At 68.9% G+C, this 25,643-nt stretch carries 35 protein-coding genes; 10 read left to right on the top strand and 25 right to left on the bottom strand.

The window, feature by feature from the left end; all coding sequences use genetic code 11:
- Nucleotides 1-143: 143 nt before the first annotated feature.
- The 15 genes from AB0M30_RS24280 to AB0M30_RS24210 all read right to left on the bottom strand — a co-directional run bounded on the left by AB0M30_RS24280 (nucleotide 144) and on the right by AB0M30_RS24210 (nucleotide 11,773).
- A complete protein-coding gene (locus tag AB0M30_RS24280; RefSeq protein WP_364587452.1) occupies nucleotides 144-902 on the bottom strand; it encodes a hypothetical protein in 759 nt (252 codons plus the stop codon).
- On the bottom strand, nucleotides 814-2,502 hold the full coding sequence (locus AB0M30_RS24275; protein ID WP_364587449.1) for a LysM domain-containing protein: 1,689 nt from the start codon (nucleotides 2,500-2,502) through the stop codon (nucleotides 814-816). Before AB0M30_RS24275 ends, AB0M30_RS24280 begins: the two co-directional genes overlap by 89 nt.
- Nucleotides 2,503-2,604: 102 nt before the next feature.
- Entirely contained in the window at nucleotides 2,605-3,012 is a 408-nt protein-coding gene (locus AB0M30_RS24270) for a hypothetical protein (RefSeq protein WP_364587446.1), read from the bottom strand.
- Between the two features lie 18 nt (nucleotides 3,013-3,030).
- Nucleotides 3,031-3,465: a pilus assembly protein TadG-related protein gene (locus AB0M30_RS24265; protein ID WP_364587443.1), complete on the bottom strand. Its 435-nt coding sequence runs from the start codon at nucleotides 3,463-3,465 to the stop codon at nucleotides 3,031-3,033.
- Nucleotides 3,465-3,917: a TadE/TadG family type IV pilus assembly protein gene (locus AB0M30_RS24260; protein WP_364587440.1), complete on the bottom strand. Its 453-nt coding sequence runs from the start codon at nucleotides 3,915-3,917 to the stop codon at nucleotides 3,465-3,467. The genes AB0M30_RS24265 and AB0M30_RS24260 overlap by 1 nt, the downstream gene beginning before the upstream one ends.
- On the bottom strand, nucleotides 3,914-4,795 hold the full coding sequence (locus tag AB0M30_RS24255; protein WP_364587437.1) for a hypothetical protein: 882 nt from the start codon (nucleotides 4,793-4,795) through the stop codon (nucleotides 3,914-3,916). Before AB0M30_RS24255 ends, AB0M30_RS24260 begins: the two co-directional genes overlap by 4 nt.
- Nucleotides 4,796-4,812: 17 nt before the next feature.
- Nucleotides 4,813-5,235, bottom strand: a complete 423-nt coding sequence (locus AB0M30_RS24250; RefSeq protein WP_364587434.1) for a TadE/TadG family type IV pilus assembly protein — start codon at nucleotides 5,233-5,235, stop codon at nucleotides 4,813-4,815.
- Nucleotide 5,236: 1 nt separating this feature from the next.
- Entirely contained in the window at nucleotides 5,237-5,860 is a 624-nt protein-coding gene (locus AB0M30_RS24245; RefSeq protein WP_364587431.1) for a hypothetical protein, read from the bottom strand.
- On the bottom strand, nucleotides 5,746-6,348 hold the full coding sequence (locus tag AB0M30_RS24240) for a hypothetical protein (RefSeq protein ID WP_364587428.1): 603 nt from the start codon (nucleotides 6,346-6,348) through the stop codon (nucleotides 5,746-5,748). Before AB0M30_RS24240 ends, AB0M30_RS24245 begins: the two co-directional genes overlap by 115 nt.
- Nucleotides 6,345-7,238: a type II secretion system F family protein gene (locus tag AB0M30_RS24235; RefSeq protein WP_364587425.1), complete on the bottom strand. Its 894-nt coding sequence runs from the start codon at nucleotides 7,236-7,238 to the stop codon at nucleotides 6,345-6,347. The genes AB0M30_RS24240 and AB0M30_RS24235 overlap by 4 nt, the downstream gene beginning before the upstream one ends.
- Nucleotides 7,235-8,587: an ATPase, T2SS/T4P/T4SS family gene (locus AB0M30_RS24230; protein WP_364587422.1), complete on the bottom strand. Its 1,353-nt coding sequence runs from the start codon at nucleotides 8,585-8,587 to the stop codon at nucleotides 7,235-7,237. The genes AB0M30_RS24235 and AB0M30_RS24230 overlap by 4 nt, the downstream gene beginning before the upstream one ends.
- Entirely contained in the window at nucleotides 8,584-9,438 is an 855-nt protein-coding gene (locus AB0M30_RS24225; RefSeq protein ID WP_364587419.1) for a carbon monoxide dehydrogenase maturation protein, read from the bottom strand. Before AB0M30_RS24225 ends, AB0M30_RS24230 begins: the two co-directional genes overlap by 4 nt.
- Entirely contained in the window at nucleotides 9,438-10,139 is a 702-nt protein-coding gene (locus tag AB0M30_RS24220; RefSeq protein WP_364587417.1) for an SAF domain-containing protein, read from the bottom strand. Before AB0M30_RS24220 ends, AB0M30_RS24225 begins: the two co-directional genes overlap by 1 nt.
- Nucleotides 10,140-10,238: 99 nt before the next feature.
- Nucleotides 10,239-11,222 (bottom strand): hypothetical protein, encoded by a 984-nt coding sequence (locus tag AB0M30_RS24215; protein WP_364587414.1) that lies wholly within the window; start codon nucleotides 11,220-11,222, stop codon nucleotides 10,239-10,241.
- On the bottom strand, nucleotides 11,210-11,773 hold the full coding sequence (locus AB0M30_RS24210; protein ID WP_364587411.1) for a hypothetical protein: 564 nt from the start codon (nucleotides 11,771-11,773) through the stop codon (nucleotides 11,210-11,212). Before AB0M30_RS24210 ends, AB0M30_RS24215 begins: the two co-directional genes overlap by 13 nt.
- A 162-nt stretch (nucleotides 11,774-11,935) precedes the next feature.
- Between AB0M30_RS24210 and AB0M30_RS24205 the strand changes: the two genes are divergently transcribed.
- Nucleotides 11,936-12,559 (top strand): prepilin peptidase, encoded by a 624-nt coding sequence (locus AB0M30_RS24205; RefSeq protein WP_364587408.1) that lies wholly within the window; start codon nucleotides 11,936-11,938, stop codon nucleotides 12,557-12,559.
- A gap of 296 nt (nucleotides 12,560-12,855) precedes the next feature.
- On the opposite strand, the gene AB0M30_RS24200 is transcribed toward AB0M30_RS24205, so the two are convergent.
- The 5 genes from AB0M30_RS24200 to AB0M30_RS24180 form a co-directional block, all read right to left on the bottom strand.
- Complete coding sequence (locus AB0M30_RS24200; RefSeq protein WP_364587589.1) at nucleotides 12,856-13,074, bottom strand: DUF6355 family natural product biosynthesis protein; 219 nt, start codon at nucleotides 13,072-13,074, stop codon at nucleotides 12,856-12,858.
- 564 nt (nucleotides 13,075-13,638) lie between these two features.
- A complete protein-coding gene (locus AB0M30_RS24195) occupies nucleotides 13,639-14,832 on the bottom strand; it encodes an NAD(P)/FAD-dependent oxidoreductase (RefSeq protein WP_364587405.1) in 1,194 nt (397 codons plus the stop codon).
- Nucleotides 14,829-15,953, bottom strand: coding sequence for an MAB_1171c family putative transporter (locus AB0M30_RS24190; protein ID WP_364587402.1), 1,125 nt, complete (start codon nucleotides 15,951-15,953; stop codon nucleotides 14,829-14,831). The genes AB0M30_RS24195 and AB0M30_RS24190 overlap by 4 nt, the downstream gene beginning before the upstream one ends.
- Nucleotides 15,950-16,501, bottom strand: a complete 552-nt coding sequence (locus AB0M30_RS24185) for a hypothetical protein (protein WP_364587399.1) — start codon at nucleotides 16,499-16,501, stop codon at nucleotides 15,950-15,952. Before AB0M30_RS24185 ends, AB0M30_RS24190 begins: the two co-directional genes overlap by 4 nt.
- Nucleotides 16,498-16,944, bottom strand: a complete 447-nt coding sequence (locus AB0M30_RS24180) for an XRE family transcriptional regulator (protein WP_364587396.1) — start codon at nucleotides 16,942-16,944, stop codon at nucleotides 16,498-16,500. Before AB0M30_RS24180 ends, AB0M30_RS24185 begins: the two co-directional genes overlap by 4 nt.
- Nucleotides 16,945-17,096: 152 nt before the next feature.
- On the opposite strand from AB0M30_RS24180, the gene AB0M30_RS24175 reads away from it, so the two are divergent.
- The gene (locus AB0M30_RS24175; RefSeq protein WP_364587393.1) at nucleotides 17,097-17,549 is read left to right on the top strand and encodes a helix-turn-helix domain-containing protein; all 453 of its coding nucleotides are present in this window, start codon (nucleotides 17,097-17,099) and stop codon (nucleotides 17,547-17,549) included.
- Nucleotides 17,550-17,607: 58 nt separating this feature from the next.
- Here the strand turns inward: AB0M30_RS24175 and AB0M30_RS24170 are convergent, their stop codons facing one another.
- The 3 genes from AB0M30_RS24170 to AB0M30_RS24160 form a co-directional block, all read right to left on the bottom strand.
- On the bottom strand, nucleotides 17,608-17,793 hold the full coding sequence (locus AB0M30_RS24170; protein ID WP_364587390.1) for a hypothetical protein: 186 nt from the start codon (nucleotides 17,791-17,793) through the stop codon (nucleotides 17,608-17,610).
- An 82-nt stretch (nucleotides 17,794-17,875) separates the two neighbouring features.
- On the bottom strand, nucleotides 17,876-18,052 hold the full coding sequence (locus AB0M30_RS24165) for a DUF397 domain-containing protein (protein ID WP_364587387.1): 177 nt from the start codon (nucleotides 18,050-18,052) through the stop codon (nucleotides 17,876-17,878).
- Complete coding sequence (locus AB0M30_RS24160) at nucleotides 18,049-18,885, bottom strand: helix-turn-helix transcriptional regulator (protein WP_364587384.1); 837 nt, start codon at nucleotides 18,883-18,885, stop codon at nucleotides 18,049-18,051. The genes AB0M30_RS24165 and AB0M30_RS24160 overlap by 4 nt, the downstream gene beginning before the upstream one ends.
- A 179-nt stretch (nucleotides 18,886-19,064) precedes the next feature.
- On the opposite strand from AB0M30_RS24160, the gene AB0M30_RS24155 reads away from it, so the two are divergent.
- The 5 genes from AB0M30_RS24155 (at nucleotide 19,065) to AB0M30_RS24135 (ending at nucleotide 21,493) form a co-directional block, all read left to right on the top strand.
- Nucleotides 19,065-19,295 carry a hypothetical protein gene (locus AB0M30_RS24155; protein ID WP_364587381.1) on the top strand — a complete coding sequence of 77 codons (231 nt, stop codon included), beginning with the start codon at nucleotides 19,065-19,067 and terminating at the stop codon, nucleotides 19,293-19,295.
- 422 nt (nucleotides 19,296-19,717) lie between these two features.
- Complete coding sequence (locus AB0M30_RS24150; RefSeq protein WP_364587378.1) at nucleotides 19,718-20,050, top strand: hypothetical protein; 333 nt, start codon at nucleotides 19,718-19,720, stop codon at nucleotides 20,048-20,050.
- Nucleotides 20,051-20,218: 168 nt separating this feature from the next.
- On the top strand, nucleotides 20,219-20,440 hold the full coding sequence (locus tag AB0M30_RS24145; RefSeq protein ID WP_364587376.1) for a hypothetical protein: 222 nt from the start codon (nucleotides 20,219-20,221) through the stop codon (nucleotides 20,438-20,440).
- The gene (locus tag AB0M30_RS24140) at nucleotides 20,431-21,213 is read left to right on the top strand and encodes a Scr1 family TA system antitoxin-like transcriptional regulator (RefSeq protein WP_364587374.1); all 783 of its coding nucleotides are present in this window, start codon (nucleotides 20,431-20,433) and stop codon (nucleotides 21,211-21,213) included. Before AB0M30_RS24145 ends, AB0M30_RS24140 begins: the two co-directional genes overlap by 10 nt.
- A gap of 13 nt (nucleotides 21,214-21,226) precedes the next feature.
- Nucleotides 21,227-21,493 carry a zinc finger protein gene (locus tag AB0M30_RS24135; RefSeq protein ID WP_364587371.1) on the top strand — a complete coding sequence of 89 codons (267 nt, stop codon included), beginning with the start codon at nucleotides 21,227-21,229 and terminating at the stop codon, nucleotides 21,491-21,493.
- A gap of 121 nt (nucleotides 21,494-21,614) precedes the next feature.
- Here the strand turns inward: AB0M30_RS24135 and AB0M30_RS24130 are convergent, their stop codons facing one another.
- Entirely contained in the window at nucleotides 21,615-22,865 is a 1,251-nt protein-coding gene (locus tag AB0M30_RS24130) for a helix-turn-helix domain-containing protein (RefSeq protein ID WP_364587368.1), read from the bottom strand.
- Between the two features lie 6 nt (nucleotides 22,866-22,871).
- Nucleotides 22,872-23,288: an NUDIX hydrolase gene (locus AB0M30_RS24125; RefSeq protein ID WP_364587365.1), complete on the bottom strand. Its 417-nt coding sequence runs from the start codon at nucleotides 23,286-23,288 to the stop codon at nucleotides 22,872-22,874.
- A gap of 164 nt (nucleotides 23,289-23,452) precedes the next feature.
- Between AB0M30_RS24125 and AB0M30_RS24120 the strand changes: the two genes are divergently transcribed.
- From AB0M30_RS24120 to AB0M30_RS24110, 3 genes are read left to right on the top strand one after another with little or no spacing between them, the layout of a single operon-like run.
- The gene (locus AB0M30_RS24120) at nucleotides 23,453-24,214 is read left to right on the top strand and encodes a TauD/TfdA family dioxygenase (RefSeq protein WP_364587362.1); all 762 of its coding nucleotides are present in this window, start codon (nucleotides 23,453-23,455) and stop codon (nucleotides 24,212-24,214) included.
- Nucleotides 24,215-24,228: 14 nt separating this feature from the next.
- The gene (locus AB0M30_RS24115) at nucleotides 24,229-24,507 is read left to right on the top strand and encodes a hypothetical protein (RefSeq protein WP_364587360.1); all 279 of its coding nucleotides are present in this window, start codon (nucleotides 24,229-24,231) and stop codon (nucleotides 24,505-24,507) included.
- 20 nt (nucleotides 24,508-24,527) lie between these two features.
- On the top strand, nucleotides 24,528-25,628 hold the full coding sequence (locus AB0M30_RS24110; protein WP_364587357.1) for a radical SAM protein: 1,101 nt from the start codon (nucleotides 24,528-24,530) through the stop codon (nucleotides 25,626-25,628).
- Nucleotides 25,629-25,643: the final 15 nt, after the last annotated feature.

Here is a 25,643-nt window from a genome sequence, read left to right as displayed (position 1 = left end):
TCCCCATCAGCCTCGACCTGCGCACCGCGGCATCGCCACGAGGCCCGGCGGCGCGCGGCAAGCACGTCCCCGCACCGCCTTCCACCCCGCAAACTGCTCGCCGCGACGATCACCGGTCCGGGCCTCGCCGGGGGCTACCGAGATCAGGCGGCGTATTCGACGGCCCGCGCCTGCCGCTGTTGCCACGTGGTGTAAACGATCAGTGCCACGAGGACCACGCCGAGCAGTGCCGAGGCGCCCGTCGTGCCGTATCCCAGCCCGCCGGCGCCGACCGGTTTGCTGACGAAGTCACCGGCCGACGCGCCGAGCGGACGGGTCAGGACGAACGCGATCCAGAACAGCAGCGTCCGCGAGACGCGCGCCGTCTTCATCGCCGTCACGACGAGCAACAGGACACCGCCGATCACCAGGGCGGTGCCACCGAAGCCGAGGCCGGAATCGTCAGCGAGGAAGTCACCCAGTGAGGTGCCCAGTGTGTTGGAGAACAAGACTGCTGCCCAGTACAGCAGTTCACCACCGAACGAGTCGATCTTCTGCACGGTGAACGAATGCCCGCTGGCCTTCCAGACGACCAACACCGTGGCGAGCGCGGCGATCAGGACCAGCGCACCCGTGGCGTAACCGAGTCCGGCGCTGCGGTTCATGAAGTCCGACATCGTCGTGCCGGCGGTGCTGGTGGACAGGATGACCGTCCAGTACAGGATCGGGTGAAAAGTCTTCACCGCCAGCTGTGTCACCAGGCTCGCGAGGAAAAGTCCGACGAGGATCGCCGAGCTGACGAGGTAGCCCACGTGCATCGTCTGGGCAAGCAGGTCACCTGCCGTCTCGCCCAGCGTGGTGGCTGCGATCTTCATGATCCAGAAAACCGCCGTGATCGGAGGAAGCTTGCTCATGATCACCATTCAAGCGCGCTTGGTAGGGGGTCGGCGGGTCTGCGATCTCCAACCCCCGGGTGGGCTGGGAAGCAAATTCGGGATGTTCGTCTCGTGCGCCGTGTGCGGCATCGAAGAGGGCGAACAGCTCGCGGGCCGCGGATTCGGGGAGGGAGAAGGCTCGCCGGCCGCGCAGCGGCTCTCCTGGGCCGGGTGAGGTCGCGGTGATGGTGCCGGCGGTGTCCACATAAACCGTGACGCCGGGATGCCATTGGCCGAGCAGCAGCGCGGTCGTGCTCGCATCGTCTTCGGCAAGGGCGCGCTGCAGTCGCGTGCGATCGGGTTCGTCTGCCGGTGCGGTGGCCACGAGGATCCATCGAGTGCTCTCGGGCGGGTTTTCGCTGTTGAGGTATTCGAGGGCGGTGGCGAGGTCGCCGACAGCGTGGACGCATGCCGGTAGTTCGGCGCCGGGCTCCGGGACGCCGAGTAAGCCGCGCAGGTCCGCGGCCGGCGCGACGACCTGCGGGTGACGGGTGGAGGCCATGGCCGTAAGCAGCAGCGCGCGGGCCGCGGCGTGGCTGCCGGGGCCGATGAGACCAAGGCCATGCGTCGCCGCGAGGTCCAGCGCCAGTTCCGCGGCCGCCTCATCGGCGGGCTCACCCAGCTCGAACCCCGTACGCATCTCGGGAACGTCGTCATCGGCGTCGGCGAACTCGTCGAGTCCGGTTTGGGTGTGCTGGTGTGCCTGGTGTAGCTGGTAGACGACGGGGGCAACGGGCAGGTCGTCGCCGCGTCGGCCGCTGCCGGGCCGGTAGCCGGCACGGTGACGTCGTTGGGCGACCACCAGCGCCGCGCTGATCGCGCCCGCCAGCCCGAGGCCGATGTACACGCTGGGTTCCCACGGCGAAACGGGGTCTGGATCAGCGGCGAAAGGGGCCGCTGGGCTCGGCGGAGAGGCAGTTCCGGGCGCCGCGGGCGGCGGCTGCCACTGCGGTGTTGTGGGGTCCACAAGCCTGGTTGTCGGCGGTAGGCGGATCCGGTCGCCCGGATGGATCAGAGAGGGAGAGGTCAGCGTGCGACCGCCGGGCTGGGCGCTCTTGGCGTTGAGGCGCCAGAGCTCCGGCCACCGGTCACCGTCGCCGAGGCGGCGTTGCGCGATCCGGTACAGCGAATCGTGGACACCGTCCCACGGTGGACGCACCAGCTCGACGTCCTCCGCTCGGCCGTCAACAGCCGATGGCGCGGTGACCGACGAGCTCACGCCGACCTGGCCCGCGCTGCTCCCGCCGGACGCGGCGAGAGCGGTGCGGCTGACGAACGACACGACAACGGCGGCGATGAGCACCGCAGCGACCCGGCGGAGCGGGCCGCCGCGCCAGGCCGAGTCCAGCCGACCTACGGTGAGGACGAGGTCGCGCACGCACCTGGCCAGCTCGACAAGGAACGCACCCCACAGCAGCCACGCGCCGCACGCGAGCACGTCGAGCAGCAGACTCGTCGACAGCCGAGCCGTCAGCACCTCGCCGAGTTCCGCCGTGGTGGGCAGGTGATCCGGGAGGGGCCAGCCGATGAACCGCACCAGCGCCCACGGCAGCCCGGCGCACAATCCGGCCAGCAGCGCGAGCGCCACGCCGGCCCGAAGCAGCCGCCCTGCGCCATGCACGAGCGCACAACGGACTCGCCGCGGTCCGGTTCGGGTCTGCCGTTCTGCAGGCACAACAGTGTCCCTGGCTCAGCTTCGCTGGCCCTGGACAACCGGCGGCTGGGTGCCCGCCGTCGGCAACCCCGGTCGAGGTTCCGGCGGTGCAACTGACGGCGAGGTCCCGGGCGAAGTCTCCGGTTTCGGTCGGCGGCTGCCGGGCGGTCGACCTCGCCGAGCGCGGGGTTTGCCGAAGGTGAGCCACCGGGTGAGGTCGGCGGCCGGGACGTCAGTGAACTCGGTCAGCTCGTCGATGCCAATGACGTCCGCCGCCGCGGCAAGCACCTCGCCGAGCTTGCGCTCGACCTCCGCCAGCTCCTCGGCCAGCGCAGCTCGACGATGGGCAAGTTCACCGACCTCGCGGGCTGCGGCTGTCCTCCTGGCGCTCTTCTCCGCATCGGCCTTCTCGACGCGCCGTTCGATCTCGTCGGTCGTGATCATCGTTGTTCACCTCCGGTTTCAGGGCTCCAGCTCGGTGACTCCGCGCCGGGGATGGGCTGCGCCGCTGCCGTGGGCGCCGATCGACGGGATGCCGATGAGCGACAGCAGCTGGGTGCGCTGGCTGGTCGTGACGGTGACGGTCACGGTGTCGGCCGTGGACGTCACCGTGCCGGTGACACCAGCACCGGCGAGGTAGCGGCGGGCGAGACCGTCGGCTTCTGCGGGGACCAGCCGCAGCGTGCCGCTGGCCCGGTAGGCGGCGAGGTCGATCGCTTGCGCACCGGCGCGTGCGGCGGACTCGGCCTGGCCGGTGGCTCGCACCTTCGCAGCGAGCGCGAGGCCACCGTCGAGCCCGAGGCCGGCCAAGGCCATAAGTGCGAGCATCAGCACGACGACGAACGCGGAGACCTGCCCGTCGTCTGCTCGCCACCAGGCCACGCGGCGGGCGTCCATCACGCACCTCCAGCGGTCGAGTGCGATCGGTAGGTATCGACGACCTCGCTGGCCTCGGCGCTGAGGACCCGGCTGCCAGGCACGCCGAGGACGAGGGCCTGGCCGAAGTTGACGGTGCAGCGGACGCTGACGACGACGGTGCTGCCTGGGCTCGCCGAGGTCGTCGTGCTGACCGTGGCGTCGCGGCACACCAGGCCGGCGTGGGTCAGCGCCGAGGTGGCGGTTGTTTCCGCAGCGGCGGTAGCGGCCGCGCGAGTGCGCTGCAGGCTTGCGGCACGCGCTGCCTGGTGCGCGGCGTCGTCCAGGCGCAGTCGCGCGTCGACGCCACGGTGGACGACCACGGCGACGAACACCAACAGCATGACCAGAACCGGGGCGATCAACACCGCCTCGACGGTCACCGAACCGCGCTCGGCACGCCACCAGCCGACCCGGAGGTGTGCCGCGGTCATGGAACTTGCTCCGCGGCCGGCAGTTCCCACGGAAATCGTCCAGTGCCTGTCAGGTCGCGAGCTGCGGTGACGTACGCGAAGACGGATTTCGGCAGCTCCTCGGCGACCTCAACCATCGGGCGGATCGACGCGGCGTGCAGTTCGGCGTGGACGGCGCTGGTGTGGTCGACGAGTTCGGCGTGGCGAAGCTTCGCTTCCCATTCCCGGGTGAGCGTGACGCAGCCCTGCAGGTGGAACGCCAGCTCGCCGAGCAGGGTGTCGAACTCGGTGATCGCCGCGGCGGTCGCGGTCGCGAGGTCGGTCTCCCCTGGTAATGCTGCGAGCCGTGCGGCGTGCCGGCGAGCAGGCGCTGTCCTGGTCAAGCGTGTCAGCGCGTCCCAGACCGTTTGGTGGGCTCGCTCGGGCAGCTCGGGGTCGATCCAGTCGCGTGCCGGGGTGGCGTGGAGCTCGCCGACGAGGTCGATCAGGAGCCCGGCCGTGTGGTGCGCCGCTGTGCCGAGGTCGACGAAGTCGTCACTTCGAAAGAAGAAGTCGCCGGGAGACCGCTCCAGCGGACAGCGGCGTCCGGGCTGATGCTGGTGATCGGTAGCGAGGCAGGCCGCGGTGATGACCGCGTCGCAGAGGCCGCTCAGGAGCAGCGCGATGGCGTCAACGACCGCCAGCGCACCGCCGAGGGACTCCGCGGCGCCTATACCCAGCACCAGTGCGAGGGCCAGAAGCCCCGCTGCGCAGCGAGCCGAGACTGATCGCGCGAGGAAACCACGAAGGACTTGCCAGCGCCAGTGTCTTGTGGTGAGGGCGGGGTTCCACAGCATGATGTCCGGACCGTCGGCGAAGTCGCCGACGGTCACCGCATCAGGTTTCTTGAGCAGTGACATGGCTTCTCTCCCTTCGGTCAGGCGTCCGGAACGAACCTTTCGACCTCGCCTGCGGCTTCTGCATGCACGTGCAGGTGCATGCCGGGCAGCACCGCAACGGCCTCGCCCTGCACGCTCGCCGAAACCGAGGTCTCGGTCCGCACGACGTCGATTTGCGACGACCGCAGCGGCCCCTGCGCAAGTTCGTCGAGCATCTGCTGGCCGGCGGCCCGGCCGGCCGTGGCGGTGCCGTTCTGGACGCGGGCCGCGGCGAGCGCTTCGGCGGCGGCAGCTTGAGCGACATGGGTCGCGTGCGACCAGAGGGCGAACTGGATGATCACCAACAGCGCCAGCAGGAGCAGCGGTGTCGCGATCATCAGCTCGGCGGTGACCGAGCCGCGCTCTCCCGACAGGGCACGCCTAACGCGCCAAGCAATCGCGACGACCGGATTCGCCGGCATGTCAGCCGCCGAGGCCGAGGTCGATGCTGTTGGCCTTAGCGGTCAACTTCGCGGCGATGATCGCGATCAAGGCGATGGCCAGGACCGCCATGAGGGCGGTCACGATGACGGTGGTCGTGATCTCGCCGCGATCGTTGTCCTTACGCAGCAGACGAATGCGTGCAGTGGCGAGGGTCCAGAGTGTTCGGTAGTAGGTCAGCATGATGTGTCTCCTGTGGACTTGGTTAGAGGCCGTTGAGGACCTGGGTGACGGCGGGTAGGCGATGAATCCGAGGAAGCCGAGGAACAGCAACGTCACCGGCAAGGCCATGCGTTCGGTGGCGGCCTGGGCGTCGGCTTCGGCGTCGGCGACCAGGTGCGTCCGCAGCGCCTTGGCTTTTGCCGCCAGTGAGGTGCGGATCTTGGCGCCTTCGGTGCCGGCGAGGGAGATCGATGCGGCGAGCTCGGCGAGTTCGGTGATGTCCAGCTCCTCGCCGAGGCGGCGGAGCGTCGACCACGGCGTGGTGCGGGTCAGCTGGGCGGCGTCCAGCGCACCCGCAGCTGGGTGAACGCCGGTCCGCGTCCGACCTCGGCGGCCGCCAGGAGCGCGACCTCGACTCCGGCGCCACCAGCGAGGGTGATCCACACGAGGTCGAGGAAGGCCGAGAGCGCGCCGCGGAAATCGGCACGCGCTCGCGCCGCCTTGGTGCGCACCTCCAGGTCGGGAGCGACGAACCCGCCCGCTGCGAGCCCAAGAGCGGCGACCAAGGGGACTTCGACGCTGACCGGCACGTCCGCGAGCGCGAGCAAGCCCTGAAGCAGGAGGGGCGCCACCAGGCCGGTGCAGCTGACGACGACCTTGACGGCGAGGTGCGTGTCGGCGGATCGCCCGAGAACTCGCAGGTCGCGTTCGAGCTTCTCCCCCGGCAGGCCCAGCCTCCGAAGACCGGGTACGAGCGGTCGCACCACGGTCACAGCCCAGCCGGCCTCCGCCACGTCCACGACCGGAGCCGCCACTGTCGAGCTCGCCGTCGAGAGGTGCTCGTGAAGAGAGGGTTGCGCCGGGACTGCCCAGGTCAGGAGCATCCACAACCCGATGCCGGTACCTAGCCCAAGGCAGATGAACAGGATCATGCGCGCTCACCGTCCCAACGAGATGAGGCAGCAGCGGTCGGCTCGGGCGGCTCGCTGAACGTCAGCATCCGCGCGGTGGCGCGGCCGGCGGCGATCCTGACCAGCCAAGCGAAGCCGGTTCCGAACAGGCCGCCGATGACGAGCAGGACGGCCTGGCCGAGCGCGCTGTCGTACGCGGTCAGGTAAGCGCGGTTGAACATCACGACACCCACCGCAAAGGCGATCGTGGTGGCCACGACGACCCGCACCGAGGTCCGGGTCCGTGCGCGACCTGTCTCGACACGCATCCGCATCGCCGCCTGCGACCGTGCGGTCTCCGCGAGGGAGCCGAGCAGCTCGCCGAGCTGCCGTGCCTGGTGTTCGGCGGCCAGGACCAGCGCAGCAACGATCAGGTCGGCGGTCGGGTCGGCGAGCTCCTCCGCCAGCTGCCGCAACGCCGGAGCAAGCCGGTGCCCGTTCTGCAGCCGCAAGGCGAGCCCGCTGATCTCGTCGCGGATCGCGGCGGGCGCCAGCGGGGCGGTGGCGAGGATCGCCTGCTCCAGCCCAGCCGCGGCCGAGAGCGTGTCGCGCAGCATCTCCGTCCACGACGCGACCGCCTCCATCCGCGCGACCCGGCGCGCGTGCCCCCGGTCCGGGCCGACCAGCCGCGGCAGGAACCAGACCGCCCCGGCAGCGAGCGCTCCCCCGACGAGCCACCCGGTCGCGACTCCGGCCAGCAGGCCGGCGCCCAGCGCGAGCCCCAGCCGAAGCCCCCAGGTCCGATCGGCCCGCCACAGCGAGGCCGACCGCGGACGGCGAACCAGCTGAGGACCACGGAGGCCGACGAGGACGAGCAGCAGTCCGACGGCGGTACCGAGCCCCGCCAAGCCGGCGACGAGGGTCATGGTCATGGCGCCCACCACCCGGCGGGCTCGGTCAGGAGCTCGGGATCGAACCCGGCTTCGATGAGGTCGTCGAGGGTGTCGGCGCGGAGCGCGCCGGCGACTGGGCGAGCTCGACGGTCGGTGCCGGGGCGGTAGACCTCGTTGGAGACGACCGTGCCGCCGTCGGCGTCGACGACCTCGCGGATCGAGGAGATCACCCGGGTCGTGCGGTCGGCGGCTTTGTCGAGGTGCACGACGAAGTGCACGCTGGAAGCCACCAGCAGCGCGGTCGCCTCGAGGGAGAGCCGCTCCGCGCTTTGGGCGGCGTAGGAGGCGAGGCGGGTGAACGCGATCCTCGAGCTGCTGGCGTGCAAGGTGGCCATCGAGCCGTCGTTGCCCTGGGACATCGCGTTGCACATCGGGATGACCTCGGGCCCGCGGATTTCGCCGACGATGACGCGGTCCGGGGACATCCGCAGGCCCCAGCGAACGAGCTCGGCCTGGCTGATCGCGCCGGCGCCTTCGATGTTGGCCTCGCGGGCCTGCAGCGCGGTGACGTCGGCGTGCAGCTCGGGGTCGAGTCCGAGGCCGAGTTCGAAGGCGTCTTCGACGGTGACGATGCGTTCGAGCGGGTCCATCTCCGCGGCCATCGCGCGCAGCAAGGTCGTCTTGCCGAAGCCGGCGCCGCCGGTGATGAGGATGTTCTTCCGCGCTCGGACCAGGGCACGCAGGAATCGCTCGAGGCCGACGTCGAGGGTGCCGCGGCGGCGCAGCTGGGCGAGGCTGGTGGTGAGGTAGCCGTGCCGGCGGATCGAGCACGCCGTCACCCCGTCGGCGGTGAGCCCGAGCACCGCGAAGAGCCGCTCGCCTCCGGGCAGCTGGAGGTTCAGCGCAGGCGAGCCACGGTCGAACCGGCGCTCCTCCGATGACGCGCGGGCCGCGAGCGTCCGGACCAGGTCGGTCAGTTCGTCGTTCGACGCGGCGACCGGTGCGACCTGCGCCCGCGTGCCGTCGGCGTACTGGACGAAGACCCGGTCGAAGCGGTTGACGTTGATCGTCTCGACCTTCGGATCCGCCAGCAACGGCTGCAGCCCACCCAGCCCGAAGATCTCGTCGAGCACGGCCTCGGCGATTCGACCCTCGACGTCCGGCGGTAACAGCACACGACCGGCCTGCAGTTCGGCCTCGCTGTGCGCAGCTCCAGCCGATCGCAGGAGTTCCCGGGCGAGCTCACGACGGCTTTCGACAGTCACCGGAGCGCTCTCGGCTTCGGCCCGGTTCGGCAGCTCGGTGGCGAGCGCATGGTGGAGGACAGCGCGAAGGCGTGCCTCCGGACTGGCCGCGGACGAACGGCGATGTTGGTCGAGCACGGTCATGGCGAAACCTCCTCTCCAGGCAGCCCGACTTCACGGGCGGCGTTGTGCAGATCAGGAGCGATGCGGACCCCGCACGGCGGAACGCGCTGAGGCGGGACACCCGGCACGTGCTGTCCGACGGCCGATTCGGGAGCTTCTATCGACGACCTTCCGGCAGCGAGAATTCGTGCGACCCCGACCGCAACTCGGGTAAGCCCGCCCTTGCGCGCACGCCCTGGGACCGCGTGGCCGGTGAGACTCGTGGCCGCGGCCGGGTCGTAAGGGATCCGGGCCATGACCGGGATGCCGAGCTCCTGCTCGACTTCCTTCGTCGGGTGGCCTCGGCCCGCGAGGACCAGGCACGGCCGTGCAGCGACCCTGCCCAGCTCCTGGAGCCGGGTGGCCAAATGCGCGAGTTCGTCGCTGTGCGTACCGGAGATCAGGAGCAGCGCATCGGCTTGCCGGATCATCGGCTCCGCCGGTGATCCGGGATCCATGCGCCCGCAGTCGGCGAACATCACCACCCCGGGCTCGCGCGCAGCTCGGCGCAGTGGTGAGCTGGCCGGTACCAAGGTGCTCAACGCCGCGCGAGCTTGCGGTCCGCCGGCTGGCCCGAGGACAACCGGCAGCCCGTCCGCGAGGACCTGCGTGTGGTTCCACACGGCATTGGCCTCGATGGACTGGCGCGCCGCGGCGGCGAGGCTGAGCAGGCCAGGCGAAGGTGCGAGCCCGAAGCGTTGACCGAGGTCTCCCCCTGCCGGGTCGCACTCGACAACGACCCGGCGAACGGCGACCGGCCAGTTCGCGGCCAACGCGACAGTGAAGGTGGTGACGCCTGGCGAGCCCTTCACGCTGGTCAGGACGATCAACATCAGCGCTCACCACCCGCGAGCATGACCAACGCGACCTGCCCCGCAGGCACGCGCGCCAGGGCCGGCGCCGTGGCGCTGGGCATCTGCAGCGAGATCACCGTCGTCTGGTCGCTCTCGGCCCGCGCCACGCAGGTCACCGTCGCTGCCCAAGTCGGCCCGTCGCCGCTGCCTTGCGCGGCCGGGAGCGCCGACGATGAAGACGCCGTAGCGAGCACGACGAGGACAGGAGCTCCCGGAGCGAGTTCGAGCGGGAACTGGCCTGCCTTGAGACCCACCGCCACAACCGCCTGGCCGGCGGCGGGGATCGCCGACGGCCCGAGGCTGCCTGGGGTGAGCAGCGCGCCGGCAGTGAGGCTGGTGGCCATCGGCTTGCCGAGCACGGTGGCTGCTTGGCCGACCGGAATGGTGGCGACCCCCTCGGTCGCGGAGATCTCGACCTGGTGCACGTCGGCTGGCTCAAGAACATGTCCGACGTTCACGGGCCGGGCGATCGCCAGCACCGAGACGCGGCCTTGAGCGCCGGCTGCCCACCAGAGCGCTCCGCCGACGCAGACCACGACGAGCAGCACGCCCGCCAGCAGGTGCGGCAGACGCCGTCGCGCCCGGCGACCGGTCGGCACGGCAGCGAGCCGGCCATTCTTCCCCAACCACGTTACGGAACCCACTTCGGCTCCCGTGCTGCGTTGACTCGTGCTGGTCATGACGTGCCTCCCCAGCCATGGTTCGACCGCACCGCGCATCATCGGAAAGCGTTGACGCGCAGCAAGAATTGGATTCGTTTGGCGCAGAACCGGTGAGTTTCAGCGGTGTCCGGTACCGAGCGCCTGCACTTCGGCGACGCGGAAAGCCGCGGTCGCCGACGTGGTCAGGCCCGGCAATGTGCCGCTGGCTCCGGCACCCGACCAGGTCACCGTCCAGTGCACCGTCGCCTTGACGGCAAAGTGCTGCCCTGGCACCACAGCTGATGAGCGGCGGTAGGTGTGGCCGCAGTCAGGCGAAGACGCCTGCGGATCCCCAGCGGCCGGGTAAGGGGTTCCGGGACCCGAGCAGGTCACGTCCTCACCGTCGCCCATCGACCACGAGACCGTGGTCGGTGTGGCCACCGCGGTGACCGACACGCCCGGTACAGCAGCAGTGGCCTGCCGCGCGCCCCAGCCGCCACGGTCCAGCCACATCCACGTGGGCAAGCTCACGAGCTTGTCGCCGGGCGGATTCGCCTCGATCCCGGGGGTCGGCAACCGCAGCTGTGCCCGCGCCTGGTCGGCCAGCTCTTGCGGCGAAGGCAAAGCGGCGGCCGCTGGAACTTGACCGTCCGGAAGCCAGATCGGAGCCCGGTAGAGGCCGTCGTGGACACCTGGGCCAGAACATCGGTAGATATACCACGCGCCTGCCTGCGCCTGTCGACGACTGAAGCGCGCGAAAGGCACCGATGCACCGCTTCGCACGACGTCGTGGTGCGCGATGGTCTGCACGCCGTTCGCCGGGGGCTGGTAGTTGCTCCGGACATACGAGCACTTCGCCGCGGTGTCGTCGTCGCCGATGATGCTGTCACCCCAAGGCTGCTGTTGCCCCGGCGCCGGACGGGGACGCGTCGGCTGGCCGGGGACTCCGGACGGCTGCGGTGCCTTGCCGCCGTCACGGCCGGCGCCGACGTCACAGGAGGGGTTGCCGCTCTGTCCGCAATGGACCTCCCCCCAGCCATCGGCGAGCGCCGACGACGTCAGCACCAAGCAGAACCCGAGCGCTGTGGCAGCGCATACCGCTGCCTTGCTCAGCCTGAACATGATCCGACCTCGTGGACGGCGAAGGTGGAGACCTTCCAGGAGCCGTCGACTGCCTTCTTGACGAGCGCCTCGATCCGGCGGTGGCCGCCGGGGCCGTCGTCGGCGGGCTGGCCGTTGTCGGCGCGGTACTTGAGCCAGTTCGTCGAGTCGCCGCAATCCGCGATGGTGACGGTCGTCGGGTTCTCCTCAGGCTCCGCCCACTGGACGCTCGGATGGTTCACCGGTCGTCCCTTGGTGACCAGGCCGTTGTAGTGATCGGTGTAGAGGCTGCGCGAGATCGTCTGCAACGCCTCGGCAGTCGCGTTCTGCGCGAGCTTGGGCGACTGCCAGTCGGAAGTAGTGGCGGCATCCGCCATGTCGCTCCACATGCCGACGTAGGCAGCCGTCGCACGTTGCTTCGCGAGGTCGGCCGGCCGAAGCGCGACGCTTGTGGTCGCCGGCGTGCTTGACGACGTCGTCGGCTGACTCGGCTCGGTTGCGCTGCACCCACCGAGCAGGACAACGGCCGCAGACGAAGCGACGGTGATACGGACGGTTTCACACAGGTTCATGGATTCCCCTCCCACTACGATGATCAGCTGGTCGCCGGACCTGGAACACCACCGCGGCGGAGGTTCACTCGTTGGAAGGACGAGCGATGCGCCGGGTCGCCGCGCTGGCGAGCATGGCCTCGTGGGGACGGGAAGCAACACGAGCGAAGAGCCGGTGGCACGGTGAATGCTTGGCTCACCGCGGGCAGCGCGGCTGTCGGCCTGGTGCTGGGAGCTGCCGCCAGCTCGATCACCAAGACGCTGCTGCGGCAGCCGGCTCGCGTCGCGCAGTCCAGGTGGCTCGGTGCGGTCATCACCGCGGCGCTGCTGGCCCTCCTCGGCTGGCGCATCGGCTTTCGAGGAGAGCTGGCGGTCTACGTCTACGTCGTGGTGCTCGGCGTCCCGCTGGGGGTCATCGACTGGGTCGAACATCGGCTACCTCGAATCGTTCTGCTTCCCCAGCTGGCTGGCGCCACTCTGGGGCTTGGCTTGTTGTGCTTCCTGCGCTCCGACCCGGCTGCCGGCCTGCGAGCCTTATGGGCGGCGCTCGCGGCGGCGGGCTTCTACCTGCTGCTCGCCGTCCTAGTCGAGGGAGGCGTCGGCTCCGGTGACGTCAGCCTCACGGCCGTCGTCGGCTTGGTGACAGGCTGGTCAAGTTGGCTCCAGTTCGCCGGCTCGCTAATGCTTGCGTCGCTCGGAGCCTTGCTTCTGCTGCTCCTGCCCCACCACGGCAGCCGGCGGCGAGCCGTGCCGTTCGGGCCGTGTCTCCTGGCGGCTATGACGGCGGTGCTCGCGATCTCGGGCTGAGTCGATCAACGCCGACGCGGAGGGCGCCGCAGAGGGGCAAGGGCGCCCACCGCGTCGACTGGCCGAGGACTGGGAGACGTCCTCGAGTCCGTGGTTACGTCGGCCCTCGAAGCCCGGGTAGCAACCGACGCCGCCGTTCCACCATGCCCCGGTTTCTCCCATCGGAGGACGGACCGAAGGCCGACGCTTTCGCGGCCGATGCAATAGTTCAATCTTCCTGCGACCGTTTATCTGATCATCGAAAAGGGTGATCGCACGACACGAACTGCAAGCGCCTTGTTCGCACGAATGGGTGGCTACGCCGCACCGTAATAGCCGGGAGAGCATCCCACACCGCCGTTCCACCAGGCGCCGGTGACACGCCACCTGATTACCGGCTGAAGATCGGTAACTCCCGGCCCTACGCAGTAGTGGTAGATGCTCCCCCAAATGTCCTGGACGTCGAGCATGACGGTGGACCCGGTGCCGCCATCGCAGTGCCGGTACTCACCCCAGCTCTGGTACCCGCACGACATTCTCGGCTCGTAACGAACAGCAGCGCCCGCGGCCGGCGCCAGTGCAGCACCGAGCATGGCGATCACGACTGATCCTGTGGCGGTGATTCGGCCCGCCAGGCGGGGAAATTTCGAATTGTTCATCACGGCCTCCAAACCGATCCATGTTCTTGCTATGAATCCGGTCTACAGGCCGCGGTCCCACGCACTGCAAACGGCGCATGACACGGACTTTCAAGTACGCATGACGGCGCCCGTCAATTTCACTCGACAATCGAGGAGGACTGCCGTCCACGACCTCGGCAATTGGTCGACGGCGTCTATCCGTACGACTTCCGCTCGACTACGAGCAGTTCGAACTCGGCCCGTCAGCGACGACCTCGGCGGCAGATACTCCAACGTCGCTCCCTCGATCGCCAGCGGCCTTATCCCACGGTCCCACGAATCAGCGCACTGCGGTCTCGTTGACTCTGTTGTGGAACGCCCCGCGGCCAACACGACGACGGCTACTTCATCTTCGACGTGGGAAAGGCAAAGTCATCGGCGCGGTGACGCGATCGACCGAACCGAGGGTGCCCGCCGGTGTCATGCAGTGTGTGCCACCGGTAGGTCCCAGTCGATGTGGTGCCCGGTCAGCCACGCCGCCGTGTTGCGCGGGCCGCTCTTGAGCCGCTTGGAGATCGCCAGGTCTCGGATGATCCGCTTGATCGGGCCGGGCGTCGCCGTGCCGCCCATCCTCGCGCTGGTGGCCACCAGACGCTCGACTCTCTCCCGGCGCAGTGCTTCGTAGGCTCGGAACGCCGTCACCGGCTCGGGCAGGTCGCGCAGGCACTTCGCCAAGACGACCGCGTCCTCCATCGCCATCGACGCGCCGTGGCCGGCGTTCGGTGCGGCGGCGTGGGCTGCGTCGCCGATGACGATCATCCGGCCGGCGTGCCACCTCGGTGTCGAGGCGATGTCGTAGCCGTTGCTCGCGCGGATCTGCTCCGATGCCTCGACGATCGCGGCCGCCGGCGAACGGTCACGGCGAAGCAGTGCTGTCGCTTGCTGCTTCCACTCCTCGAGTGACGTCGACGCGAGCTCTGCCTTCGACAGCTCCGGACGCGGAACGTTCACGAACCACCAGGTCTCGCCATCTGGCGCGGTGGTGTAGGCGAAAAAGACGCGCTTGCCGTAGATCATCCGATACACGCCCGGCACCGGGTCGACCGGCGCCTGCCGGGCATAGCCGCACAGCACGACCGTTCCGGTGTACCGCGGCTCGGGCGCTTCCGGGTCGATGAGCACCCGGGTCGCCGAGTGGATGCCGTCGGCGCCGATCAGCAGGTCGCCTTCCTGCCGGGAGCCGTCCTCGAAGATCGCCGCCACACCGTGCTGGAGGTCGGTGTCCACGTCGTCGAGGCGCTCGCCGTGCTCGATCTCGATCCCGCGCCGGGTGGCCTCCTCGTGCAGCACCCGGTACAGCTCGGCCCGCTTGATGGTGTGTGGGCCGTACGCGCCGGCAGAGCCGCCGCCGATGGGCGCTTCACCGAGCTGCTTGCCCGAACCACTCCAGAACAGCGCGCGATCAGCCGGGAACGACGCCTCCAGCACCGGCTTGTCCGCATCGATGGCGTGCAGTGCGTCGAAGCCGTTGTTCATGATTGTCATGAACGCACCGACGTCGTCTGCCCCCATCCGGTAGGCCTCGTAGACGACGGAGTCGATGCCTGCCATCTGCAGGGCCATGGCCGTGACCGGCCCGGCGATACCTCCGCCGATGATCAGCGCCTTGGTCATCCCACTCCCCTCGTCTCAAGGCCACGAGCCAGCCGCACCAGCTCGCGAACGTCCGAATCAAGCCCGTCACCCTCCGGGAGCGCGACGGGCACCGCCTTCGTCGAAGCCGGCTCACCGGCCGCGTGAGCTGCGAGCGCCTGCTGCAGACGGCTCGGAAGATCTGCAGAGGTGTCCGTTCGCGCCAGATACGGACTAATCCGGACCAAGCCGTCGCGGCACTCGACTACCCGGCGGTAGTACCGGCGGTGCGTCCCACGTAGACGCAGTGCGTCACGCCAAGGTGCAGCTGGCACCCGATCCAGAGCGTCATCGGGAAACTCCGAGTGCAGCACCGTCCACAGCGGGGCGAGCTGCCGATAGCCACGGCGGTGACGCCACCAGATCCGCACCGCACCTATCCTGGTCATCGCGGCCGGGTAGCTGACGCCGGCCAGGAAGAGCAGGACGCCCGGCATCAGCAGAATGGTGACGGCGAGCGCACCCACCACTGTGCCCGCGGAACCGGCGCGATCTGCGACCCCCACGTGGTAGATCAGGCCCAGCACGATCGCGGGCACGAAGACGCAGTTTGCCAAGACGATCGCGACCAAGCCGACGGCGGCGATCCGCAGACCTCGGGCCAGCCTGCCGCCCGCTTCCCGGGCGTACCGCCAAGCCCAGACCGCCGCCGCGGCGAAGCCGACCGCCATGAACACGTCGGCCGCGATGAAGAAAACCGCCACGCTGGGCACCGATTGGTCGTTGGTGCGAGCGGAGGCCGGTGTTACCAGCGCAGCGACGAGGAGCACGACCTCGGCGGCCAGCAGCAGGGCGGCGTACCAGCCGGCGCGTCGCCGGGCGGCCGCTTGCTCTCGCGCTGAGAACAGGAAGAAGCACACGAGGCTGTACACGCCGACCAGCAGGAGACCGTGCTGGATCAGCCGCGAGATCATCGGCGGCAGGCCCAACGCATGAGCGCCCTTGTCGGCCGCAGCACCGAACGGGAACGCGACGGCCAGGCACGCCACCAGCGCCGTCACACTGCGAAGGGCGGCGTTCCTCGGGTTCCGCGCCAACCTTCCGGCCAGCCACAGCAGCAGGACAGCCGACACGATCCCATAGGCGAGAACCAGAGGCGTCACAGCCACCCCAGGCGGCCTTCGAGTGCGGCCCCCATTTTCTGGGCGGCTTCGCTCGATCTTCCGCCGGCGCCGACCTGGTCCAGGACCGACGCCCACTCCAGGATGATCGTTGCCGTCGTTTCGGCCTCGCGCTCCTGATCGGTATCGTACGAGGTGCGCCGCAGGGCTCGGCGAACGGCGTCCGGCTCGAGATCCGGGTAGCGCTGGCGCAGGCTGTCCGGCGACATGTCCGGGTACAGGTCGGCCAGGAGTTCGTCATCGCACGGATCGCTCTCGTGGCCGGCCAGCAGGTGGCCCAGCTCGTGCAGGATGATGTGGTTCTGGTGCGGCTTGCTGGTTTCGCGCTGGTAGAGGATGTAGTCCGCCGGGCGGGTGCTGATCCAAACACCGAATGGGCCGGGCACCGGGATGGAGTGGGCCAGCAGCTTGATCGGCTTGCCGCGGCGGTCACCGACGCGTCGGCACAGCTCGACGACGTCCAGCGGAGGCCGGATGTCCAGGTCCTTCAGCAACCGTCGACACCGGCGGCGCAGCAGCCGCTCGTTCACCGCTCCCCTCGCTCGCGCGCTGCCTGCTGGTCGCGGTAGACGACGTCGAGCAGGTCCATGACGAGCTGACGGCGATCCGGTGTCAGCTCGCCGGCCCGCATCGCGATTCGCTGCGCTTCCTGGTCACCGGCGTTCGCCTTGAGGCGTTGCTGTTCTGCCGCCAGCTCGCGGAGCTGCTGGTCGACGCGGTCGGTCACGTCGTCGTCGAAGAAGTAGTTGAACGGGACCCCGAAGAACTTGGCCAGCCCCTCGACGTGCTTGATCGTCGGGTTGTCCCGCTTCCGCTTGCGCAGCTGCCAGACGTACGTGCCGGAGATCTTGGTGCCGGCGGCGGTGATCGAGTCCGCGGCGAAGTCGTTGCTGTACTCCTCGCCCTCCGGCGATTTCGTGACGGCGAACAGGTGGTTCAGCTTGTCCGCGAAGTCACGTCCGCGTTCGGCCATCACCCCTCCTCAGCTCCCCTCGAAGGTACCGCTCACCAGGTGTCTTAACTGAAATTAAGACCTGATCAGGTGAATGCCCGTTCGATAGTTGAGACGTGACCTGCGGAAACTTAAGATCAACAGCCTGGGGTGATCGAACCGGGGAGGGAACGATGACTCGACCGAGCACACAGGCGATCACCGCCGAGGACGCCGAGCGCCTGCGGAAACTGCACGACGCCAGGCAGCTCTTCGGCGGCGACTGGATGACGGCGATCCTGCTGGCGCTGAAGAGCGGCCCGAAGCACTACACCGAGCTGCTCGACCTGGTCGGCTCGCTCAACGACGCCGCGGCGGCGAACAGCTGGTCCGGACGGCCGCGGGTGCTGCACGCCAGCGTCCTGACGCGCACGTTGAAGACGATGACGGCCGACCGCCTTATCGTCCGCGACCAGGAGGCGGGCGTGTTCCCACCGTCGGTCGTCTACTCGCTGGCGCCGGCGACGCAGGAAGCCCTGGAAGCCATGCAGCCGCTCGCCGACTGGGTGAGCCAGCACGCGGACATCGTCGACCATGCACGCCATCGCCGGAGCCAGGACTCGGAAGGCACCCGGCGATCAGCCTGATCGCGCAGCGTTTGCTCCAGCGGCCGCGAGAACGACGACAGAAGCCCGCAAGCGCGATCTACGCGCCGCAGACCTGCGGCATACGGCGGCAGCCGGGAAGGCCGTCCGGCGCCCCGACAACCTCCTCATCGAGGACGTGGAGTTCGAACCTGGCGGTGTCGTAGCCGCCAGCCTCCCAGGCGAGGTCGCTGTCGCCGATGCGCCACTCACGGCCAGTGACTCGCTCCCTCAACAACCACGCCACTTCGACCTCCCGGAACCGCGACCTCGAACGCCGTGAACCTACCACGCGGCTAGAACATGCGTTCGATCAACGCCGCGCCGGGTCAGGCTTTCGTGAGGCACTCCAGGAACGCGCCCCAAGCAGCTTGGTCCACTGAAAGCTGCCCGTCGGACGGCGCCTTCGAGTCGCGCACTCCGATGTCATCACCGAGACGAACCTCAACGCAGTCCTGCGTTTCGGTGCTCCAGCTCGACTTGAACCAACCGGTCGAGTTCGTCATCGCTTCGTCTCCAACAGCTCGCTCTTCACCTTCGCAATGAGCTCGAGACTCTTCTCCACGCTCATCGCCTTGCTGCGCGCCGCCTCGGCCTTCTGCCGATGCACCGCGATGTCTTCCTCGGCGTAAAGCATCAGGCCACCGCGATGCAGCTCAAGACTGATGATCGACGGCGCCTGAGCCGAGTCGAACAGGATGAACGAGCCAGCCAGGAGCGGCGTCCATCCGGCTTCGAACGGGATGATCTGCACTTTGACATTGGGCAGCTCGATCATCTCCGAGAGGTACGTCAGCTGCTCCGCCCAGACGTCCCGACCTCCGATTGCGTGCCGGATCGCCGCCTCACCAAGCAACACATCAAGGGTCGCCGGAGCACTTCGAGTGATGAGGTCGCGTCGTCCGATCCGGATCGCGACTCGCTCATCGATCTCGTCGGCCGGTACGTCGCCCTCTTCCATCATGGCGCGGATGACCGCGCTGGTCTGCAGAACGCCGGGGATCAGCAGCGGAGCCAGGTGCGTGACGGTCGTCGCGGTCCGCTCCGCGGCGAGCAACGCGTTCATCTGCTGCCGCCGTTCAGCCACCGTCACGGCATGCCAACGCCCGCTTTGCCCGGCATTGGTCGCCAGCGCCATCAACTCGGCGCCGGCATCATCTCCGATACCGAGCGCTTCGACGATCGATGCCACATCGTCCGGCTTGGGGTTGCGCTCGCCGGTTTCCCAGCGCGAGATCAGCCCGGAATCCGACTCCTTGCGACCGATGAGCACGGCCAGCTTCCGCAGCGAAACTCCACGCGACTCGCGCGCCTCCTTCAGCGCGTCGCCGAGGTTCATCGGCGCCTCGCGGTGCTACCAGCCATGCAGCACATGCTAGTGCAGGTGGAGCCGACCGCAGAGGTCACCCGATTAGGTCATTGCGCAGCCGTGCTACCAGCGCTGACACTTGCTACCAACATTCGGTAGCACCGTCAGCGCCCAGCTCATGGCCCTGACAGCCTAACGGGGAGACGAACATGCGAGGACACCGCTGGCGCGGAACACCGCTGATCGTCCCCGCACGAACTCCGGTCGGCTCGGCGACGCAGGTCACATTGGGCCTGATCGACACGGCCGACGGACCCGTACGCGCCATCCGGGTCGGCGCCGATGGACCGCCCGCGTTCCTGCCCCGGCAGGCGATGGCGGAATTGGTCAGCCATGCCCAGGCGATGTTGATCCACGATCTGCCAGGAGACCGGAGATGACCGCCTCAGCGGCGAGATGAGAGCCGCCCCTGATCAGCCCGGTCGGTGCGCTTGCCCCCGACTCAGCGCACCGGCCGGGTGTTCAACGTTCCTTCCGATCCAGCTCGACCGCGGAGATTTCACGATGGCTACCGCACCTACGAGACGCCGGATGTCCCCACGCCTGCTGTGGGTTGCCGAGGCGTCGACCGGCACCAACCACCTCGTGACGGAGGCTGCTTTCGTCGACGGGATGCGAGCCTTCGGCTCGTACCGCGGGATCTGCGGCACCCAGTTCTCCGCTGCGCCGATGATCTCTTCTCCGCGCTGCGTGTGCCCGACTTGCCGTGGACGCCTCGCCGTCGACCGGACGTCCTGCCGCAGCAAGCCGCGGGGCACCTCATGGTGGCGACGCCTGCGACGACGTGATCCCCGGAGGCACGATGACCGACTCTGATCGTTGGGACGACGCCGTCCTGGCCTGGGAGCGATCCAGCGCGGCCATCGACGAGTCCCGCCGCCGCGGTTGGGAATGGCGCGGCGCTCCGGCCGGTTCGACCGAGCCCGAGACGATGGTTGGGCACCGGACGACCGATGCCCATCATGACGTCGTGCGCATCGAAACGCTGAAGACCTCGGTGCGTGCGATCGGCGCCCGTTTCGCTTTGGGTGACTGGGGGAAACATGGAGCACTCCCGCTGCGAGGACCTGTCGACGGACCACCGGAAGACGTCCTGCGCCAAGTGATGGGTTGGTCCGACGATGCGGCGCTATAAACTTTCCCGAGGTGGTGGAGCACGGTGGCGTCAACCGCAATCACCTGGCCGTCCGAAACCGACCTGTCCTTCGCAGAGCACCCGGACTATGTCCACCTCAGCAGGGTTCTCGTCGGGCTGCGCCGACTCTCCGATCGGGACAGACCTGCCGTCACGTCCGGAACTCGCATGACCCGCGACACCCAGAAACTCGTCGACGTCCTCGAAGCGACTCAACTTCGAATTTCCCTGCTGGTCATACAACTTCGAGACGGCACCGCAACCCCGGACGAGCACCACACGCTCGCTGACGAGGTCGGCGAACTGACCGACCTGCTCCGCTCCCACGGCGATGACCTCGCTGCCGGGATCATCCCGGCAGCCCGCGACATGGAACGAGAATGCGCATGACCAAGGCAAGCCCCTGCCTTCCAGCTTTGCTCGCCCTGAGTACTTCTCTGCGCAGTGCCCGTACCGCGGAAGGACTGGGGTTGCGCAGGCTGGCACACAAGTTGGGAGTACCAGCGCAAGCCCTGTCCCTTTGGGAGACGGGTAAGCGCGCACCGGCGATCGAGGACGTGGCGCACGTCCTCGGATTTCTTCGGGTGAGTCCTGAGGAATACGACCGCATTATGCGGCTCCGGCGGCAGCTTGAGAATCCGATTTCCATTGAAACCCTGGACGCGGGCTCGACCAGTCAGCGACGAGCCTTGGAGGAGCTCGCGGTGCGCACCTTCGAATGGGCGCCGCAAGTGGTCCCGGAACAGCTGCAGACGCCGCACTACATTCAGGCGATCGCGCAGGGTCATGCGGCCGGGCCGGATGACCTCGATCAGGTGGTGTTCGAACACCAAGTCCGGCAGCTCGACCAGGGCTGGACTGGCCACCGCATCGTACTGGTGGGCGCTGCAGCCTTGGCCCCGGCGATTGATCCGCAGCTACAAGCTTTTCGGGCGGCAGCCAACGTTCCCGGTCTGGTAGTCAAGATCGTCCCTCCGAGCGTCGCGAAAGCTATCGATCCGTTCACGATCTACGAAGGCCAGGGGAAAGTCTTCACCGTCGCATTGCGACACCAGGACAACATCATCTTCGTCAGCGAGCCCGACGCAGTTCAGGGCTACCGGTCGACGTTCAAGGCTCTCGAACGCGGGTCAGTCACCTGCGCCGACTTCCGGTTTCCCTGATCGGGGTCTCGCGATGGCCGCACTAATCTACCTCGACGTACAGACCGTTCACCCGGTCATCGACGGCGTGTGGCATCGGCTCGCGGGAGCGCTCGAACCGGCAGAAGCGATCACCACGCTGTGCGGCATCTCCGACACTCCGACGTTCATGCCGCTGGACGAACGGCGAAGCCACGGCATTCCCCGGCAGTGCGACGTGTGCGACACGATTTACCGGCGGCGCCACGGCATCCCGTCACGGCGGGACCGGCTCCACGGCCGTCGGGCCGCTCAGGAGTAAACCGTGGCCTCGAGTTGCCAGGCGTCAGCCGGCGATGTGGGCACGGGCGGCGAGGTCGCGGATACTCGAGACGGGAAGCATCATCTTCCTCTCCGAACCCGAGGCGGTGCAGCGCTACCTGCTAGGCGGCTGGGGCTAGGAGACTGCGCAGACGTTGCAACGCGGCTCGGCCGGCCGCGCCGATGCGAGCCATGCCGCTGCGGTCCGCGGCGCGGATGGCTCTCTGCAGCTGATGAGGCAGCCGACGTCGTTCGGCGGTCGCGATGGCCGCGGCGAGAGCGTCCTCGGCACCCGCGCGCTCGCCGCCGGCCGCCAGGATCTCACCGGTGGTGACGCGTTCGATGACCTGCCACTGCGGTGCTACCGGCTCACCGGCGTCAGTGCCGTCGAGAGCACGAAGTGCATCGCCCGGGCGGTTGAGCGAGAGCAACCCGCGGGCATGAATTTCGCGGAGGGTGAAGGGGTTGAGCAGCATTCCGCCGCCGGTATGGGAGTCCAGCAGCGTGCGGCAGGCGCCGATCGCTTGGGTGAACCGGTCAGGCATGGCCGCTTCCGCTGTGGCGCGGGCAAGCAGAGCGAACGCCGATCCCCGTCCGCCCGGGTCGGTGGACACCGCGACGGCGTGTTCAAGGCGGGCGACGGCGGCCGGGAGCCGCCCAGCCTTGCGCAGTTCGTTGCCGTGCATCCGCAGGGTGTCGGCAAGGAAGTGGTCGTCGCCGAGGTGGCGGGCCAGCACCAGGGCCTTGCCGGTCCAGGCCGCGGCGCCGGTCAGCCGCTCCTCGGGCAACACGGTGCCGAGCGACACGCCGAGGGCCAGACGGGCGGAGGCCAGCAGGTGGAGGGTGTCGCGCTCGATGCGGCCGTCGGCGGCGCGGGCTTCGAGCCGGGCGACCAGTGGCCACAGCTCGTTGACGGCTTCGACGGCCCGGCCGGATCGGCGCGCGACTTCGGCCAGCCGGACGACGCTGTCGCCGAACTGCACGAGCGCGGCGAAGTCGGCGCCGTCGGGATCGGTGACGCCGAGGACGTGGTAGGGCAGGCCGAGCGCGCGGGCGATGTGTCGGCGCCCGCCGACGTCGCCGGGTGTCCGTCTGCGCGTTTCGATCATCGCGATGTACGACTTGTCGTAGCCGAGCAGGCGGGCCAGCGCTTCCTGGCTGAGGCCGTTTGCAGTCCGGTAGGCGCGCAGGATGGTCGCGAGGTCGCGGGAGGTCAGGGCTGCAGCGGCGGCTGGGTCGGACCACATCCACACGGCCGGGGCGAGCCGCGGCGGACGTGCCGAGAGCGTCGTGGTGCCGGCCTGGCAGGTCGGGCACACCGGCGTGCGGGCGTGGCGGCTCAGCGCGGCGCCGCAGCGTTCGCAGCCGGCCATGGCCCGCTACCTCGCCGTCACCGAGGCGCGGAGCCGGTCGAACCAGGTGGCGATCGAGCGCTTGTATCCCTCCGGCATCCGCAGCCCGGGCACTTCGTGCTCGGCGAACTCAGCGACCCGGCTGTGCTCATGACTCAGGACGGGCGCCGCGGCCGAGGTGGAGGTGCAGCCGTAGGTCACGATGAACACGTCCTTATTCGCGACAGCGATGTGGTAGACCCAGGCGTCGAGGATCTCCGCGACATCGACGGGCAGCCCGGTTTCCTCACTGATCTCGCGCACCACGGTCTGCTCGGGGGTTTCGCCCGGCTCGATCCGGCCGCCCGGCAGCTCCCACTCGTCGCGTTCGTTGTGGACCAGCAGTGCCCGGTCGTTCCGGACCAGCACGCCCTTGATCGACACCGGGTATCCGGACTCCGCCACCAGCACCAGCTCCCCTGCCGACCGACACAGTGCGTCACCGACCGTAGCAGCGCAACGTCGTCATCGGTGGACACCAGAGGTTGACGATCTGTCAGTGGACGGCGCCCGCGAACGCCCGGTCTGCTGAACAAGCCCGACGAAACGCGCTGAGAGGAGATACCGGGATGTTCGCGACCGCGCTGTCGGAGTGCCGTGTCGACGTCACCGCAGTCGGCGGCGTCGGCGAGCTGGCCGCGGTCCTGGCGCAGCATGGCGTCGCGGTGTTCGACGGCGTCCGCAGCGAACAGCAGCTGCTGCAGCTGGCAGCCCGGCTGGGCCGGATCGTCCCGCACCGCGACAGCGTCCCCTCCGGGATCACCGTGCTGGCCGCCCGCGGCGATGTCCGGCCACGGCCCGGACAGGCCGGGTTCAGCCGGCAGTCGCTGGCGCCGCACACCGACTGCTCCGACCGGTCCAGGCCCCCACTGCTGGTGATGGCGGCGTGCGTGCGCCCGGCCGAGCGCGGCGGCGACTACATCCTCGTCGACGGCCAAGCCGTCCACGGCGAGCTGGCCGCCACCGCTCCCGACGCACTCGCCGACTTCTCCACGCGGCGTGGGGCCTACTTCGGAGGCGCAGCAGGAATCGTCGGCAACGTCTTCGAACCCGGCCCCGGCCACCTGGTCGGCGTGCGGCTGCGGCGCGACGGGCTGGCACGGTTCGCCCCGCACACCCAGCGGTGGCTCCCGCTGCTCGGACAGGTCATCCACCGCTACGCGGTCTCGATCCCCGCGGCCGCCGGCTGCGGCTACGTGGTCAGCAACCGGCGGTGGTTGCACGGCCGCACCGCCTTCACCGGGAACCGGACGGTGTGCAGGGTCCACCTCGACTCCCACCCCGGCTGGCGGATCCCCGTCGGATTCACCGACTCCCGGGCAGCGCCATGACCGCCCTTCGTTGGGTGTCGGATCCGCAGGACATCGCCGCCGCGCTTCAACGCGGCAAGTGGATCATCGTCCCCTGGGAACGCCTCGGCCCGGACAACGACCTCCCGCACTGGCAAGCCGCCTTGCAGGAACTGTGCGTGGACTCCGACATCGACCCGCTCTTCATCGACATCCGCCGCCGCAGCCTCACCGTCGTCGTCAACGCAGCCCTACCGGTCCCGGAAACCGAGCAAATCCACACCTCGATCGCCGCCGTCGAACACAGTCGCTTCGTCGGACACTCGACCCGCTGACCGCGAGAAGGAGTTCTCCCGTGTTCGAGCTCATCGCCAGCCCGTTCCTCGACAACTACCTCGTCCTGCGCCCCGGCAGCGAATCAGGAATCCGGCTGCCGGTGCGGCTATGGGAGGAACTGGCGTCCACCGCGTCCGGACTGCTCTGCCCGGACTGGTTGGTCGATGCGGCGTGCCGACGCTGGCCGGACCTCGATCTTTCCGGCCGACGGCTGGGCGAAGTGGTCCTCGTGCGCTCCCCATCCGGCCATGCCTACGGTCGCGCGTCCTATGAGCTGAACCTGGGCTGCAACTACGACTGCGAGCACTGCTACCTCGGGCTGAAACGCTTCGAAGGCTTACCCTGGCGCGATCGGGAGCGACTGCTGCAGCTGCTCGCGGAGGCGGGTGTGCTGTGGCTGCAGCTCACCGGCGGCGAGCCGCTGATCGACAGGCTGTTCACCGCGGTCTACCAGCGGGCGTTCGAGCTGGGGATGATGCTGTCGATCTCCTCCAACGGCTCCCGCCTCGCCCAACCCGACATCCTCGAACTGCTGACCCGGCACCGGCCGTACCGGCTCACCATCAGCGTCTACGGCGCCACCGCCGAGGCCTACGACGGGCTGACCCGCCGTCGCGGATCGTTCGCGAAGTTCTCCCGCGGCCTGGCCGCCGCGCACGAGGCTGGCCTTCCGCTGAACTTGAATCTGATCGTCACCCAGCACAACGCCCACGAGCTGGACGCGATGAAGGCCCTCGCCGACCGCTATGAGCTGCCGCATCACGTGTTCTCCAACATGTCGCCCACCATCTACGGCGGCGCGGAAAGCCTGCCCGCGCAGTCGCAGGAGTACCTGCGCAAGCGCAAGCCGTTCACCGGCTGCAACGCCGGCCACACCTTCTTCCACGTCGACCCGCACGGCATGGCCAGCATCTGCAAAGTCGGTCGCGACCCCCAGATCCCTCTCCTCGAAGCGGGCCTGGCCGGGCTGGCGCAGCTGGGTGGGATCGCGGACCGGCTACTACTCCGCCAGGGCGGCTGCACGGGTTGTCAACTGCAGGGCAGCTGCGGCACGTGCATGCCGCTGGTCACGCTCTACCGGAAAGCCAAGGCTCCGCTGAGCACCTACTGCCAGCACTGATCAACCGAGAGGAGG

It is taken from the genome of Amycolatopsis sp. NPDC051716 (assembly GCF_040681595.1).
GTDB lineage: Bacteria > Actinomycetota > Actinomycetes > Mycobacteriales > Pseudonocardiaceae > Amycolatopsis.
This window is presented reverse-complemented; position numbering and strand designations above follow the sequence as displayed.